The organism is Marinobacter litoralis (genome assembly GCF_016427555.1).
Classification (GTDB): domain Bacteria; phylum Pseudomonadota; class Gammaproteobacteria; order Pseudomonadales; family Oleiphilaceae; genus Marinobacter; species Marinobacter litoralis_A.
The window spans coordinates 45,432-60,087 of the sequence record NZ_JAELVS010000003.1 but is presented as its reverse complement, the minus strand read 5'-3'; the positions used below and the strand labels follow the sequence as shown (position 1 = coordinate 60,087).

Annotated in this window: 13 protein-coding genes; 11 read left to right on the top strand and 2 right to left on the bottom strand. The window is 53.8% G+C overall.

Annotated features, from left to right (window positions below; genetic code table 11):
• Positions 1–98 precede the first annotated feature (98 nt).
• Positions 99–722 carry a glutathione S-transferase gene (locus JAO79_RS10385; protein ID WP_199007198.1) on the bottom strand — a complete coding sequence of 208 codons (624 nt, stop codon included), beginning with the start codon at positions 720–722 and terminating at the stop codon, positions 99–101.
• A gap of 235 nt (positions 723–957) precedes the next feature.
• Here JAO79_RS10385 and JAO79_RS10380 point away from each other — a divergent pair, with 235 nt between their 5' ends.
• Both JAO79_RS10380 and JAO79_RS10375 read left to right on the top strand, forming a co-directional pair.
• Positions 958–1,554, top strand: coding sequence for a TetR/AcrR family transcriptional regulator (locus JAO79_RS10380; RefSeq protein WP_199007197.1), 597 nt, complete (start codon positions 958–960; stop codon positions 1,552–1,554).
• Between the two features lie 53 nt (positions 1,555–1,607).
• On the top strand, positions 1,608–2,621 hold the full coding sequence (locus JAO79_RS10375; RefSeq protein WP_199007196.1) for a zinc-dependent alcohol dehydrogenase family protein: 1,014 nt from the start codon (positions 1,608–1,610) through the stop codon (positions 2,619–2,621).
• Between the two features lie 133 nt (positions 2,622–2,754).
• Here JAO79_RS10375 and JAO79_RS10370 read toward each other — a convergent pair whose 3' ends face one another.
• The gene (locus JAO79_RS10370) at positions 2,755–3,651 is read right to left on the bottom strand and encodes a LysR family transcriptional regulator (protein WP_199007195.1); all 897 of its coding nucleotides are present in this window, start codon (positions 3,649–3,651) and stop codon (positions 2,755–2,757) included.
• Positions 3,652–3,807: 156 nt separating this feature from the next.
• Here JAO79_RS10370 and JAO79_RS10365 point away from each other — a divergent pair, with 156 nt between their 5' ends.
• The 9 genes from JAO79_RS10365 (at position 3,808) to JAO79_RS10325 (ending at position 14,640) form a co-directional block, all read left to right on the top strand.
• The gene (locus JAO79_RS10365) at positions 3,808–5,310 is read left to right on the top strand and encodes an aldehyde dehydrogenase family protein (protein WP_199007194.1); all 1,503 of its coding nucleotides are present in this window, start codon (positions 3,808–3,810) and stop codon (positions 5,308–5,310) included.
• A gap of 58 nt (positions 5,311–5,368) precedes the next feature.
• Positions 5,369–6,535, top strand: a complete 1,167-nt coding sequence (locus JAO79_RS10360; RefSeq protein ID WP_199007193.1) for an alkene reductase — start codon at positions 5,369–5,371, stop codon at positions 6,533–6,535.
• Between the two features lie 260 nt (positions 6,536–6,795).
• Positions 6,796–7,563 carry a hypothetical protein gene (locus JAO79_RS10355; RefSeq protein ID WP_199007192.1) on the top strand — a complete coding sequence of 256 codons (768 nt, stop codon included), beginning with the start codon at positions 6,796–6,798 and terminating at the stop codon, positions 7,561–7,563.
• 105 nt (positions 7,564–7,668) lie between these two features.
• Positions 7,669–8,139, top strand: a complete 471-nt coding sequence (locus JAO79_RS10350) for a (2Fe-2S)-binding protein (RefSeq protein ID WP_199007191.1) — start codon at positions 7,669–7,671, stop codon at positions 8,137–8,139.
• On the top strand, positions 8,136–10,334 hold the full coding sequence (locus tag JAO79_RS10345) for a xanthine dehydrogenase family protein molybdopterin-binding subunit (RefSeq protein WP_199007190.1): 2,199 nt from the start codon (positions 8,136–8,138) through the stop codon (positions 10,332–10,334). The genes JAO79_RS10350 and JAO79_RS10345 overlap by 4 nt, the downstream gene beginning before the upstream one ends.
• Positions 10,335–10,380: 46 nt before the next feature.
• The gene (locus tag JAO79_RS10340; RefSeq protein WP_227664569.1) at positions 10,381–11,571 is read left to right on the top strand and encodes a cytochrome c; all 1,191 of its coding nucleotides are present in this window, start codon (positions 10,381–10,383) and stop codon (positions 11,569–11,571) included.
• A 32-nt stretch (positions 11,572–11,603) separates the two neighbouring features.
• Positions 11,604–12,713 carry an XdhC family protein gene (locus JAO79_RS10335; protein WP_199007188.1) on the top strand — a complete coding sequence of 370 codons (1,110 nt, stop codon included), beginning with the start codon at positions 11,604–11,606 and terminating at the stop codon, positions 12,711–12,713.
• Positions 12,714–12,832: 119 nt separating this feature from the next.
• On the top strand, positions 12,833–13,264 hold the full coding sequence (locus JAO79_RS10330) for an organic hydroperoxide resistance protein (protein ID WP_199007187.1): 432 nt from the start codon (positions 12,833–12,835) through the stop codon (positions 13,262–13,264).
• 212 nt (positions 13,265–13,476) lie between these two features.
• On the top strand, positions 13,477–14,640 hold the full coding sequence (locus tag JAO79_RS10325) for an MFS transporter (RefSeq protein WP_199007186.1): 1,164 nt from the start codon (positions 13,477–13,479) through the stop codon (positions 14,638–14,640).
• Positions 14,641–14,656: the final 16 nt, after the last annotated feature.

Genomic DNA, 14,656 nt, shown 5'->3' with positions numbered 1-14,656 from the left:
GTTTGCCGGAAGACTGTTTGATTGATCAGGGCGGTCCTTAGGACCGCCCTTTCTCAACTGGTAACGGGAATAACGTTTGTGCTCGAGGCATCAGAACATTACGCCAACTTGTATACGCCACCCCTGGCAATAGCCGATTGATAAGCAGGTCTGGAGTGAAGTCGTTCAAGCCAGGCTTGCAGATTGGGGCGCTGGCTCAGTAATTGAAACGACTTGGCAACCTCACCAATAAAGCTCATCTGAATGTCGGCGGCACTAAATGTGTCGTTCACCAGATAGCTTTGTCCTTTCAGTGAATTTTCGATAAAGCCCAGATGGTTGTCCAACTCGCTATTGATCCGCGGGTGGAGGGGGGCGCCATTGTTGCCAAGAGGATCAACGTAAATTTTCAGGAGTAAAGGAAGCATTGCTGATCCTTCGGCATAGTGAAGCCATTGCACGTATTGATCATATTCCTTGGTGATGCGGGGCGGCTGCAGATCAGCCCCGTCATAGTGCCGGAGGAGGTAGTCAATAATCGCACCAGATTCATGGATGATGGTTTGCCGGTCTTCAATGACGGGAGATTTGCCTAATGCGTGGATCTGGAATAATTCCTGTGGTGCCAAGTGGGTATCAGGGTCTCTTTTGTAGCGTTTAATATCGTATTCGAGGCCCAGCTCTTCGAGCAGCCAGAGAATCCTCTGCGAGCGTGAGTCATTTAGATGATGAACAATAATCATAATTTCCTTCCGTTTTTGGTGTGCCCGGATTACTTCGCTAGTAAGGCTGGGCTTGGAATGTATTAAGGTCTTAATGTTGCGCACTATAGACGACTGGTCTAATTCTGGCAAATGCTGAGTTCAGAGGCGACCATTCAGGGTCGCGGTAAAGAGGCTGGATAGAGTGACTGGCTCTTGGTGAAGTATGATCTATTGACCACTAGACAATTGGTCTAGTGCGGCCTAAAATCGCCCCATGGAATCAAAAACAGTTTCTCACGATGTGCGAAAGCACGTTCTTAAAACGGCAGAAGTCATCATCAGTGGTAAGGGCTTCAGTGCTGTCGGATTAAATGAAATTTTGAAAGCCTCTGGTGTTCCCAAAGGGTCTTTCTATCACTACTTTGGGTCTAAAGAGGCTTTTGGTGAGGAGCTACTGAAAAGCTATTTTTCTGAATACCAGAGTTCCCTGGATTCGTTGTTGTCCCGCCCCGGCATGTCGGGGGCTGAGCGTCTTCTGAGTTATTGGGAATCCTGGTTAGAAACGCAATCCACGTGTGACCCCAAAGGCAAGTGTTTAACGGTTAAGCTTGCAGCCGAAGTTTGCGATTTATCGGAAGCCATGCGCAGCGTATTAGCCAGAGAGACTGGCCGGGTTATTGCCAGACTGGCGCAAACCGTCGAGGAAGGAATCTCGGATGGGTCTCTGCCAGCCACACTTAACCCCAGAGGAACGGCTACTACTCTTTATCAGCTTTGGTTAGGCGCCAGTCTGCGTGGCAAGATCACCCGTGACCGGGAGCCGATGGAGTCCGCTTTGGAAGCGACCAAGGTGTTACTGGGCCAAACCTGACTTTTTTTGAACTGAAACTATACGACCGGTCTACTTATTTTGGAGAAAATGCTATGAAAACAGTCACTCTTCGTGCTCCAGGTGGGCTTGATTCGCTGGAGGTAAGAGACACTCCAGACCCGGGGCAGCCGGGACCGGGGCAGGTACGGGTTGCAATACGTGCCACCTCTCTGAATTACCATGACCTGTTGGTGGCGAATGGTAGTATCCCGACGGAAGACGGTCGGGTTTTAATGTCAGACGGGGCCGGCGTTGTTGAGGCTGTCGGTGAAGGCGTCACAGAGTTCCAGATAGGTGATCATGTTGTTTCCGGTTTTTTCCCTCAGTGGCAGGACGGGCAAGCCTACGACAGAGTTGGAAATTTTGCAGAAACCCCGGGCGATGGCGTCGATGGCTTTGCTGCAGAGTACGCGGTTCGCGCAGCCACTGATTTTACTCACGCTCCTACTGGGTGGAGTCATGCGGAAGCGGCGACTATCACTACTGCGGGATTAACAGCGTGGCGCGCTTTGGTTGTAGAGGGCAACTTGAAGGCTGGGCAAAGCGTTTTGGTGCTGGGAACCGGCGGGGTCTCAATCGCGGCTCTGCAACTTGCCAAAGCAATGGGGGCCAGGGTCATTGTTACCTCCTCGTCAGATGCAAAGCTCGCAAGGGCCCGAAAACTCGGAGCGGATCACACCATAAACTATCGACATTGTCCGGATTGGGGGCATGAGGTTCTCTCTCTAACCGAGGGTAGAGGTGTCGACCATGTTGTTGAGGTAGGTGGGCCTGGCACTCTCAGTCAATCTTTTCAGGCGGTTCGTGTAGGCGGCCACATAGCCTTGATTGGTGTTTTAACCGGTCGTGAGGGCCAAGTTCCTACGGGGTTGCTCATGGCGAAGCAGGCGCGGCTTCAGGGTTTGATTGTCGGTAATCGGCGTCAGCAACAGGACTATATTGCGGCCCTTGAGCAAAATAATCTGCGGCCGGTTATAGATCAAAGTTTTCATCTAGACCAATTAGTGGAGGCATTTACCGTTCAACAAAATGGCGGTCATTTTGGCAAGATCGTTGTTGAGTGGTGAAAGTTGTCGTGACGATTAGTCGTCACGATTAATTGAGAGATGTTGCGTCTGAGGCTCGGTTAGCATTAGGTAATGTGCACCGTTGTCTCTTTGCCGCCCAGCACACTGATGTTGAGGCGGCTTTTTTTTTTGCCTAGTTGCTTGGAAATTCTTGCTGAAGCAGGGTCAGTATCCATCTGTGAAGAGGATCTTGACTGGAACGAGAATGCCAGGCTGCGATCACATCGAAACACGGAGGCGATTGGTCGAGCTCGATCTCTTTCACCAGTGGGTTTGGCAAAATCCGTGATGGTAGGAATGCGATGCAGTCGGTTGATGCCACGCAAACCGGTGCGGCAGAGAAGCTTGGGACAGACATAACGACATTGCGTTTATAGCCATTACTGGCAAACCACTCATCGGCTGAGCCGATCAGGTTGGCTCGTGTCGGAGAGACAATGAGTTGGGGCAGTCCGGCAACGTCACCTATCGTAAGTCGCCGGGCGAGCAAGGGAGAATCTTTTCGGGTTACGCAGACATGGTGTTCTGAAAAAAGCCATTGTGTCTGACAGCTTTCAGGAACAAATGCCGGAAAAGTCAGCGCGAGGTCCACGTCTCCCGATGCCAGTAACGCATAGAGTCGATCACTTTCAAAATCTCGCACGATTAACTTCAATCCCGGTGCCAGCTTTCGTAACTTCATCATCAGTCTTGGCAATACAACCGCTACAGCGTAATCCGTCGCTGAGATCACGTAGGTCGCTTCCACAGTGGTCGGATTGAAGTCGTCAGGCGCCATCAAACGATCAATACTCTCGAAAACAGCGTTAACTCGTGGTTCTAGCTGTTCAGCAAGTGGCGTGGGTATGACCCCTTGTCCGGATCGTATAAACAGTCGATCCTGAAAGGCATCTCTGAGTTTGCTGAGCTGAGCGCTGACGGCTTGTTGGGTCATGCCCATCTGACTCGCGGCTCGTGTGACACTCCTCTCTTTTAACAGAATTTTGAACACTCGCAGCTGCTTCAGATCGACTCGGCTAATATCACTCATAATTGTATCTCTAACCAACAAATACTGTTTCTATTTGTTATTTTATCCGCATAGCATGCTCTTGTCATGACTCGCCACCCAGCGGCCTGGAATCTAGACATCGGTCTGTTGTGGGTGACGCGTTGATCCTATGCAGCGATAAGGTGAGAGCATTTCATGAGTCATAGTACTAATAGCGAACTAGTTCAACGGTCAATAAAGGCCGACTATAAGATGTTCATTGGCGGGCGATGGGTGACAAGTCTGTCCGGACGTTCTTCTCCTTCGATTAACCCGGCTACAGGCGCCGTGTTGACCAACATACCGATGGCCAACAAAGAAGATGTTGATGCTGCAGTGAAATCAGCGCGTAAAGCGCTGGCTGTTTGGGGGCAAACATCTCCCCAGGAGCGTCAACAGGCGTTGCTTACAATTGCGAGCAGACTCGAAGCGCGAGCAGAAGAGTTTGCAATCCTTGAGACGCTTGACAATGGCAAGCCGGTCCGAGAAACCAGACAGATTGACGTCCCCCTGGCGATTGATCATTTTCGGTATTTTGCCGGTGTGATTCGTTCTCACAGCGATGAAGCTGTGCAGCTCGATAACCACACATTGAGCCTGGTTTTAAATGAACCTGTTGGTGTGGTTGGCCAAATCATTCCCTGGAACTTTCCGCTATTGATGGCAGCCTGGAAATTAGCGCCCGCGCTTGCAGCTGGCAACACTGTTGTCATCAAGCCATCCGAGATGACGTCTATAACCCTTCTTACATTGGGTGAAATTCTCAATGATGTACTGCCACCAGGAGTCGTAAATATTGTTACCGGTCAGGGTGCAGAAGCGGGACAAGCTCTTCTTGATCACCCAGACGTGGATAAACTTGCTTTTACGGGATCGACGGCGGTTGGGTACCGTGTGGCGAAGGCTGCGGCAGAAAAGCTGATCCCGGCCACTCTGGAGTTGGGCGGTAAATCAGCCAACATCGTGTTTCCCGATGCCAACCTGGAGAAAGCCCTGGAGGGAGCTGCTCTCTCAATTCTTCTCAATCAGGGAGAGGTCTGTGAGGCCGGGGCCCGTTTATTCGTTCATCACTCCATCTTTGAAAAATTCATTGGAGCGCTAAAAGAGCGTTTTGAACAAATCAGAGTAGGAGATCCTTTGGATCCTCAAACCCAAATGGGAAGCCAGGTCAGTGAACAGCAGATGGCGAGGATTCTGGGGTATGTCGACTTAGCGGCGCAGGAAGGCCTCAATGTTCTTACCGGTGGAAAGCGCTTGACCGGTGGGGCGCTGGGCCGCGGAAGTTTTATCGCGCCGACCATCATTACGGATGTATCAAACGATATGTCAGTGGCTCAGGAAGAGATTTTCGGCCCAGTGTTGGTGGTTATGCCATTTGAGGATGAAGCTGATGTTATCGCGTTGGCGAATGAATCCGATTATGGCTTGGCCGGGGCCGTCTGGACTCAGGACATCAATCGGGCCCTGCGAGTAGCTCGTGCAATTAAAACTGGACGGATGTGGGTCAACACTTATCACGAATTGCCCGCGCACGCACCCTTTGGTGGATATAAAAAATCTGGTATTGGCCGCGAAACTCACAAGATGATGCTCGATAGCTATACCGAAAAGAAAAACATAATCATCAGCTTGAATGAGTCCACGTACGGCCTGTTCTAGGGGCTTTTAGAGAGACCACAAAGCAACATTAGAGACCTATCTGAAAGGAATTAAAGTGATGAATGTAAGTAATCTTTTTGAGTCGGTGAAATTGGGCCGTTTAAATCTGAAAAACCGTATTGTTTTGCCCCCTTTGACGCGATCAAGAAGTACGCAGCCCGGAAATATTCCAAATGATCTTATGGCCACCTACTACGCTCAGCGAGCCACGGCCGGTTTCATGATAACCGAAGGTGTGCAGATTGAGCCGCGAGGTCAAGGCTATGCCTGGACTCCAGGTATCTTTACCGCAGAGCAGATCGAGGGCTGGAAAAAAGTGACCCGCGCTGTTCATAGTCAGGGTGGGACAATTTTTTGTCAATTGTGGCACGTAGGACGGGTTTCCCATCGTTCGCTGCAGCCTGATGGGCAGGCACCTGTTGCCCCATCCGCGATTCGCGCCGAAGGCGTAAAAGTTTTTGTTGAAACAGGGCCTGGGACGGGCGCGTTGGCAGATCCTGACGAGCCTCGTGAGTTAACCACGGCGGAGGTGCAGGAATTAGTTGCTATGTATGCGCGTGCAGCTCGTAACGCTGTTGAGGCCGGTTTTGATGGGGTAGAAATTCATAGTGCTAATGGTTATCTGGTCAATCAGTTTATCTCGGAGCATTCAAATCACCGGACCGACCAGTACGGCGGAAGCCTGAAAAACAGACTCCGGTTTCTTGAGGAAATCGTGTCTGCTATTTCTGCAGAGGTAGGTGCGGAGCGCCTTGGGGTGCGTTTTGCTCCATTGTTCGAGAGTACCGAGGAGGAACGAGTATATCTGGGGCTGGTTGAATCAGACCCGCATGAAACTTATCTGGAGGCTGCAAAGCTTCTGGAGAAGCGGGGGGTGGCCTATATCTCTATTGCCGAAGCGGATTGGGACAACGCACCAGAGCTTCCGGAAAGTTTCTGCGTGGCTCTGCGAAACGCGTTCAGCGGTGTTTTGATTTTTGCTGGCCGTTACACGCCTGAAAAAGCAATTCGCATGCTTGAGGCAGGTTATGGTGATCTGTTCGCTTTTGGTAAACCGTTCATAGCGAATCCTGATCTACCTGATCGAATTCGGAAGGGCTTGCCCTGGAACGATGTAGATCCGACAACGATGTACGGTGGAACTGATAAAGGATATACCGACTATCCGACTGTTGAGTCCCATTCCGATTCCCTCTCCAGAGAAAGGGTTACTGAACAGCTTTAAACAATGTCCCACGCAAATCCTCTTCCGAATCGGAAGGGGATTTGGTTGTTTTAAGTCTCGATGTACGAAGAGGGCGAAATCATACTTTCAGCAAAATTCATCATTTCAGGTGATGGTAGGCATATAGCGCAGTAATTATTCATATGAAAATCATTCCTTGATAATCAATCAACAATAGTAGATCGGCACGTTCAATAGTTTGAATTTTAGCCTCTCATCTGCTGCATCGTTGGCGTTCACGTCCGTTAAGGAAATGACCGATGAGTATTCATAGTACTGACCTTCTAGAGTGTATTGATTTGCGTAACCAAGCTGGTGAGGAAGAGGGGAGGTTTCCCAGGCGCTGGTATAAGCCCGTCACTGCAGTGATTCACAGCCAGAATGGTGATAAGCGAGTGATGAAGAAATACCCTAACGGAGTGTTTCCTTTATCATGGTATTTTCGTCTGTTGGCGAATCATGAATACCGAATGCTCATCAGGGCGGATGGAACCGCGTTCACCCCCAGTTTGGCAAGCCGTTGTTCTGACGATCCGTGGACGATCACATATCGATATATCGATGGCATCGGTTTGAAAGATGCCTTCAGACAATCAGCGATTCCTGAAGATTTCTTCGTGAAGCTATACGCATCTGTGCAGCAGTTGCACCGGTACGGCATTGTCCATCTGGACCTGGGTAATTCTGGTAACGTATTGTGCTCGACTTCCGGGGATCCCAAAATAATCGATTTTGGATCTGCTCTTCCTCTGTATCTGCTCCCTCGTTCTATCGGAAGCTGGGCACGCAAGAGAGACTTGCTGGGTGTATTAAAGCTCTGGTATCGGTTTGATCGGAGGAGCATGCCAGAGGCTACGCTCAGATTTTTTCGGACAAACTATAAGAAAAATATCTACACCCCAAAGCGCTTTTTAAAAGCGTTGAAGCGCTGTTTGGCTAATCCCTCGCAAGCTCGGCAAGGGTCGTCGCCCGTAGCCGCCATTATCGGGTTGTTCATTTCTCTGCTGTTGTTGACGTTCATCATTTAACGTGATGTTAGGACCTTATCTTGAGCTGTTTCTTGACGGCACTATACGACCGGTCTAATCTATCGGTTTGATATCTTTTAGATTTAATGGGGACAAGAGGGCACCATGCAGACGGTGAAAGTAAACAATCAGACTCATGTTGTGGATGTGCCCGGCGACATGCCATTGCTCTGGGTGTTGCGGGACATTCTCAAACTGACGGGTACCAAGTTCGGCTGCGGGATTGCCCAGTGTGGCGCCTGTACGGTCCATATGGATGGCCAGCCTATCCGTTCCTGTGTGTTGCCGGTGGGCGATGTCTCGGGCCGCGAGATCACCACCATTGAGGCCATCGGCGAGCAACCGCTGGCGCAAAAGGTCCAGCGTGCCTGGCTCGATCATGAGGTTGCCCAGTGCGGGTATTGCCAGTCTGGCCAGATTATGTCCGCGGTGGCGTTGCTGGCCAACAACAACCGCATCGACGATCACGCGATTGACCAGGCGATGGCGGGCAACATCTGCCGTTGCGCCACGTACACCCGGATTCGCAGTGCCATTCAGGACGTCAGCGAGAGTGTAGGAGTCTGGCAACCATGAGCGATAACCATCTGACACAGGAAAGCGCATCCCGCCGGCAGTTTCTGAAAGGCAGCACCGCGGCCATGGGCGGGCTTATGGTAGGCGCCTGGCTGCCACCCTTTGCGCCCAAAAGTGCCGCCGCAGCGGCCGTCGCCACCCAAAAGGGTGCCCTGGGAGACCGCTTTGCCGAAGGTTTCGGTGCCTTTGTTCGGGTCGGTCATGATGGCCGGGTTGCGGTGATCTCACCCAAGATCGAGATGGGGCAGGGGATTCACACCGGCATTGCCATGATGGTCGCCGAGGAGCTGGAAGTCGGGCTTGACCAGATTGACCTGCAGGAGGCACCACCCGATGCCGACCTCTATACCGACACGTTGCTGCAGTTTCAGGCTACGGGAGGCTCAACCTCGACCCGCTATACCTGGGAGCCTTTGCGGCGGGCCGGAGCGACTGCACGAATGTTGCTGGTTGAGGCCGCTGCCTCGGTCTGGAAGGTTGAGGCGGGGCAGTGCCAGGCCCGGGACGGTCAGGTGCTCGGGCCGGATGGTCAGGCGCTCGGTTATGGAAAACTGGTAGATCTGGCTGCGACTTATCCCCTGCCCGAGACCGTGGAACTCAAGCAGCCGGAGGCGTTCCGGCTGATCGGAACTCCGGCCCAACGTCTGGATACCCCCGCGAAAGTGAATGGTGAGGCGAAATTCACCATTGATCTGGATGTTCCGGGCATGCTGATCACCTCGGCCCGGGCCTGCCCGGTCTACGGCGGTACTGTGCGCCAGGTTTCTGATCGCGCAGCGCGGGCGATTCCCGGGGTAAAGGACGTTGTGGTTCTGGAGAATGCAGTAGCCGTTACGGCCACGAATACCTGGGCGTGTTTTGAGGCTCTCAAGGCCCTGGACATTGAGTGGGACTACGGCGCCAACCGTGAACTTAATTCCGCCCGGGTTGGTGAGAAACTGCACGAGGCCAGCCGCCGTGATGGGGTGGTGGCGGCCGAGAACGGCAACATTGACCAGTCACTGGATACGGCAGCGACGCAATTTGAGGCCGTTTATGAACAGCCGTTTCTGTCCCATTCCCCGCTTGAGCCGATGACCTGCGTGGCCCATGTGCAGGCGGACGGTTGCGATCTCTGGGTGGGTACCCAGGTGCCCGGCCTGGCACAGCAAACCGCCGCGTCGATCACCGGGCTCAGCCCGGAGCAGATCCGGATCCATAACCAGTGGATTGGTGGTGCGTTCGGGCGCCGGCTGGATTTTGATTTCATCACCCAGGCCGTCCAGATTGCCAGCAAGGTGGATTATCCGGTCAAGCTGACCTGGAGCCGGGAAGAAGACATGACCCACGATATGTACCGTCCCCGGTACGTTGACCGCATGACCGCCGCCATCGGGGACGATGGATATCCGGCGGGATGGCGCCATCGCATTGCCGGAGGTTCGATTATTGCGCGCTACCTCGGTGGCTTGCCAGACAATGGTGTGGATTTCGATGCCGTTGAAATCGCGGTGGACCCGGTGTACCACCTGGATGATCTCAAGGTCCATTATATTCGGGAGGAGCCGGAGGTGGTGCCCATCTCCTGGTGGCGAGGAGTGGGGGTGTTGCGGGGCATTTATGCCGTCGAATGCTTCATCGATGAGCTGGCTCACAACGCCGGGATCGACCCGCTGACGTACCGCAAAACACTGCTCCAGCATCGCCCCAGGGTAGTGGCGGCACTGGAACGGCTGGCTGAGCAGAGCAACTGGGGCGACCCGCTGCCCGAGGGCCGAGGGCGCGGCCTGGCGGTCGGTGAAGTGTTTGGCAGTGTGGTGGCGACAGTAGTGGAGCTGTCGGCGGTGGGCGACAAGGGCATCCGCATAGACCGCCTGGTGACGGTGGTGGATTGTGGCCTGGTGACCAATCCCACCTCTGTGAAAGCGCAAATGGAAGGCGGCACCCTGTTCGGGTTGTCGGCGGCGCTGTTCAATGAAATCGAGATCGAGCAGGGGCAAGTCCAGCAGGAAAACTTCCACGAGTATCGCCAGCTGCGCATGGGCGAAGCGCCCTCGGTTGAAGTGGATGTCATGCCCAGCGCGGAGGCGCCGGGAGGCGTGGGTGAAGCAGGTACTGCGCTGATTGGTCCGGCGCTGGTCAACGCCGTTCATGCCGCATTCGGTGATCGTGTGCGCCAGTTACCGCTGACTCGTTCAGGCTATTACATTGTTTAAGGGAGGCGCTGTGAGAACGCTGGTTTATGGTTTGCTCGCGTATCTGATGACCGGAGCCGGGATGTCCCTGGCAAGTGAAGATGCGGCGATGCTTGAAAAAGGCAAATACCTGGCCAAGGCGGCCGACTGCGTGGCTTGCCACACTGCGCCCGGCAAGGAACCCTATGCCGGCGGGTTGGCCTTCGAACTGCCGTTTGGCACGCTGTATTCGCCCAACATCACGCCAGACCGGGAAACCGGTATCGGCGGCTGGAGCGATGAGCAGTTTGTCAAAGCCCTGCAAGAGGGTATTGGCCCGGAGGGCGATCATTACTACCCCGCCTTTCCCTATACGTCGTACACCAAAATGCCGCGCGAGGATATTCTGGCCATCAAGGCCTATCTGTTCAGTCTGGACCCGGTAGAGCAGTCTGCCCCGGAGAACGATATCGCGTTCCCCTTCAATCAGCGCTGGGGGCTGTATTTCTGGAATCTGCTCTTTCTGGACGAAGGCCGCTTTGAGCCCGACCCGGATCGCAGTGAGGACTGGAACCGGGGTGCCTATCTGGTCACAGGCCCCGGACACTGCGGGGAGTGCCATACACCGAGAAATCTGTTTCAGGCCATGGATAGCAGCGAGCGCCTGGCCGGGGCCGACCTGGGAGGCTGGCGTGCGTACAACATCAGCGGTAGCGATTCCCATGGCATTGGCACCTGGACAGAAGAGCAGCTGGTGAACTATTTCAGGCAGGGCTATGCCGAGGGCCTGGGCGTTGCCGGCGGCCCCATGGCAGAGGTCGTCGATCTGAGCCTGCGGCACCTGAACGACCGGGATCTGCGGGCGATAGCGACCTATCTGAAACAGACCGAGCCACAGGCCACCGGCTTGCCCCGGCCGACGCCCCTGGCAGACACATTGGCGGCACCGGAGCAGCCCGGGCTGGGCAGCAAGGTGTTTGCCGAGGCCTGTGCCAGCTGTCATCAGTGGAACGGAGAGGGTAACCAGTCGCCGGCTGCGACCCTGGCGGGCCTGAAAACGGTTCACGATCCGAAGGCGCGGAATCTGATGGGTATACTGATGGAAGGCAATCCGGCGTCCTCGCTGCCGGTGAACCACCGGATGCCGGATTTCGGAACCATTTACAACGATTATGAGCTGTCGGCCCTGGCCACCTTCGTTCTGCAACACTTCGGTGGCCTGGACGCGGAGGTGACACCGGAGCAGATCCGGGAACGTCAGGCTGCGGCCTTGCATTAAACCTACACGGGTATTCCAGGATGTCGGGATTGGTGTCGCTGTTAGAGGCGATCGAGAATCAGGAGCGCGCCGGCGAGGAGTTCGTTCTGGCGACGGTGGTGAAGGTCGAAGGCTCGGCCTACCGGCGGCCGGGCGCGCGTATGCTGATTTCCTCGATGGGACAGTCGGAAGGCACGGTCAGTGGTGGCTGTCTGGAGCAGGATGTCATCCGTAAGGCCTTCTGGCTGACCTCAGATGGGCCGACCGTGCGCAGTTACAGCACGGACGAGGAGGGCGAGGCCAGTGATAGCTCCTATCATTTCGCACTAGGGTGTGATGGCAAGGTGCATTTGCTGTTTGAGCGGGTTACTCCCGACATCCAGTCCGATTTGGTGGATATCCTCAAACGTGTGAGAGCCGATATGCAGCAGGCGGTGGTTGCCACCGTCATCGGGGCGCCCGATGATTCCGGGGTTACCATTGGTGAGCGCCTGATACTTGCGCACTCGGGTGAACTGAAGGGCGGCCTGAGGGATGACGTTATCCGGCCGTCTGTTCTTGCCGATATGAAGTCGGTGATAGCGAACGGTCGATCTCGGGTACAAAAATATCGTGGCCCAAACCGCAGCATTGAAGTGTTTATCGAGCTGGTGTCACCACCACAAAAGCTCGTGGTTTTCGGTGCCGGGCATGACGCTCAACCGCTGGTCAAGTTTGCAAAAATGCTGGGCTGGCACGTCACTGTCATCGATGGTCGCGCCACGTTTGCCGTCCCGTCACGGTTTCCTTTGGCTGACGAGGTTCGGGTAATTGAGAGCCATGATTCGCTGTTATCGACAGAAGAGCTCCTTGATAACGCGGCCGTCGTTATCATGACGCATAGTCTTGAGCAGGACAAAAACTGGCTATCGCTGGCCTTGAGAAGCCGCGCCAGTTATGTCGGGCAGTTGGGGCCACGATACCGGACTGAACGCTTGCTGTCCGGGATGGATGAGTCGAATGGGTCGGAAGTGACACGAGAAAAATTGCATTATCCCGTGGGGTTGGATTTGGGGGGAGACACCCCTGAAAGTGTCGCTATGGCGATAGTATCGGAAATCAGTGCCGTTCTGCGTGGGCGCAGTGGCGGCATGCTCATGCACCGAAGTGGCGCAATTCACTAGCCGCTTGAGGGCGCAATCGAGTTGAGAGGCCGTTGAAGACGGTTCCGCCGAATGGCGGTTTGGAGAACATTTTTTTGCCGGGCGAATATACGACCGGTCTAATAAACAGGAGGTCAATAATGAAGGTTTTTTACAAAACGGCTGCCACGGCATCTGGCGGGCGGTCAGGAACGTCCACACTGAATGACGGAAGCTTTTCCGTGCAAATGGTACCGCCTGGTAGCAACGTTACCGGTGTTAATCCTGAACAGTTGTTTGCTCTTGGCTATGCCGCCTGTTTTGACAACGCCATGCAGCTCATGGCGAAGCACCTGAAGGTGGACGCACAAGCGGCCAAAACCTCGATCGAAGTGGGCATAGGCCAATTAACCGAGGGCGGTTACGGCCTTGATGTCGATATTACAGCTCATTTGCCCGGGATGGCCAGTTCGGACGCCGAGCGATTAATCGAAGCGACGCATGAGCTCTGCCCATACTCTAACGCGATTCGCGGCAACGTGGATGTTCGCCTACACATAGAAACGGAGACAACCCAAAATGAAGAACTTTAACTTCAGAAACCCGACTCGAATATTATTCGGTAAAGGCAGGATTGCAGATATTCAAGACTACACATCCCGCAGATGCGAGAGTTTTTGTTTGGAAGCTGAGCCGACCTAGCTAAGTCGGCCGGGACATGATTCAGCCTGGCCTTTTTCTTCACCGAGCCCACTTCACTTTTGGCACCCAGGAGATAAGTGGGCACTCGATAATGTAATCCCTCATGAAAAAGTTACTCATCCTATCTTTTGGAATGTTTGCTATTGGCACCGGTAGTTTCATTATGGCGGGCCTGCTACCCGAGGTTGCAGAGAGCCTTAATGTCAATGTCGGAACAGCTGCAGGCATGATTGCCGCCTTTGCTGCTGCATATGCATTGATGACTCCTATTTCCGCCACGCTACTGGTTAATTTCTCTTACAAACCAATTCTGATCTTTGGTATGGCTGTCCTGGCTGTAGGGCATATCCTATCTGCAGCATCTTCGGATCTTGAACTGATAATCGCTGGCCGAGCCTTGGCGGGCTTTGGTTGCGCCTTGTATATGCCAATTGCCGGAGCTGCAGCGACCGCTATAGTTGCGCAGGAATACTGGGCGCGTTCATTATCCTTGATAACAGCCGGGCTGAGTGCCTCGACCGCTATTGGGGCGCCATTGGGAATTGCCCTCTCAACGAGTTTTGGTGACTGGCGGCTTGGTATGTGGTTCGTTGCCATCCTGGCCAGTTTGGCAGCTATCGGACTGGTATTTTTACTTGACCCTGCCCTTAAGCCAGCCACAAGAAAGAGACCCTTGGATCTTCTAAAACCGATCAAGAGACTCTCCATTTTGGGAGTCCTGGGAACAACCTTGTTCCTGATGACAGGGTCATACATCGTGCATAGCTACGCCAGTGTTCTTCTTGAGCCCGCCACCGCTGGTAATGGCCAGACTTTGGCTTTATTGATGGCTTGCTGGGGTGTGGCAGCGACTATAGGAACCTTCTCTGCTGGTAGATTAACTGATAAGTGGGGCGGCAGGACGGTCATCTTTGCAGGGCTTGGATTGCTGGGCCTGGACTTCTTGATTTGGCCATTGCTTTCATCTTCGCCCGTTATGGCGGTGGTGCCCATTGTCGTATGGGGCGCCTTGGCCTGGGGCTGTTTGGTGCCTTTGCAACACCAACTAGTTAAAACCGCGCCCTCCAGTGCGCCGATTGTTCTTGGCCTGAACACATCCGCCATCTATCTGGGAGTTTCGTTCTCCACATTTATTGGGAAGCATGTATACCAAACACTCGGAACCGACTCTCTGAATGTAGTCGCAGCGGGCTTTATAGTTCTTGCCTTCGGGATATACAGCTTTAGCCATCACATCAGTTTGAATGATAAAGCCAATATAACGTGATGATTATTTTTGGCGC

Excerpts from the sequence above, each read along its gene's own strand:
- JAO79_RS10355 (WP_199007192.1), top strand. The coding sequence starts at position 6,796 with ATGAGTATTCATAGTACTGACCTTCTAGAGTGTATTGATTTGCGTAAC.
- JAO79_RS10385 (WP_199007198.1), bottom strand. The coding sequence starts at position 722 with ATGATTATTGTTCATCATCTAAATGACTCACGCTCGCAGAGGATTCTC.
- JAO79_RS10330 (WP_199007187.1), top strand. The coding sequence starts at position 12,833 with ATGAAGGTTTTTTACAAAACGGCTGCCACGGCATCTGGCGGGCGGTCA.
- JAO79_RS10380 (WP_199007197.1), top strand. The coding sequence starts at position 958 with ATGGAATCAAAAACAGTTTCTCACGATGTGCGAAAGCACGTTCTTAAA.
- JAO79_RS10375 (WP_199007196.1), top strand. The coding sequence starts at position 1,608 with ATGAAAACAGTCACTCTTCGTGCTCCAGGTGGGCTTGATTCGCTGGAG.
- JAO79_RS10370 (WP_199007195.1), bottom strand. The coding sequence starts at position 3,651 with ATGAGTGATATTAGCCGAGTCGATCTGAAGCAGCTGCGAGTGTTCAAA.
- JAO79_RS10345 (WP_199007190.1), top strand. The coding sequence starts at position 8,136 with ATGAGCGATAACCATCTGACACAGGAAAGCGCATCCCGCCGGCAGTTT.
- JAO79_RS10340 (WP_227664569.1), top strand. The coding sequence starts at position 10,381 with ATGACCGGAGCCGGGATGTCCCTGGCAAGTGAAGATGCGGCGATGCTT.
- JAO79_RS10365 (WP_199007194.1), top strand. The coding sequence starts at position 3,808 with ATGAGTCATAGTACTAATAGCGAACTAGTTCAACGGTCAATAAAGGCC.
- JAO79_RS10325 (WP_199007186.1), top strand. The coding sequence starts at position 13,477 with ATGAAAAAGTTACTCATCCTATCTTTTGGAATGTTTGCTATTGGCACC.
- JAO79_RS10360 (WP_199007193.1), top strand. The coding sequence starts at position 5,369 with ATGAATGTAAGTAATCTTTTTGAGTCGGTGAAATTGGGCCGTTTAAAT.
- JAO79_RS10350 (WP_199007191.1), top strand. The coding sequence starts at position 7,669 with ATGCAGACGGTGAAAGTAAACAATCAGACTCATGTTGTGGATGTGCCC.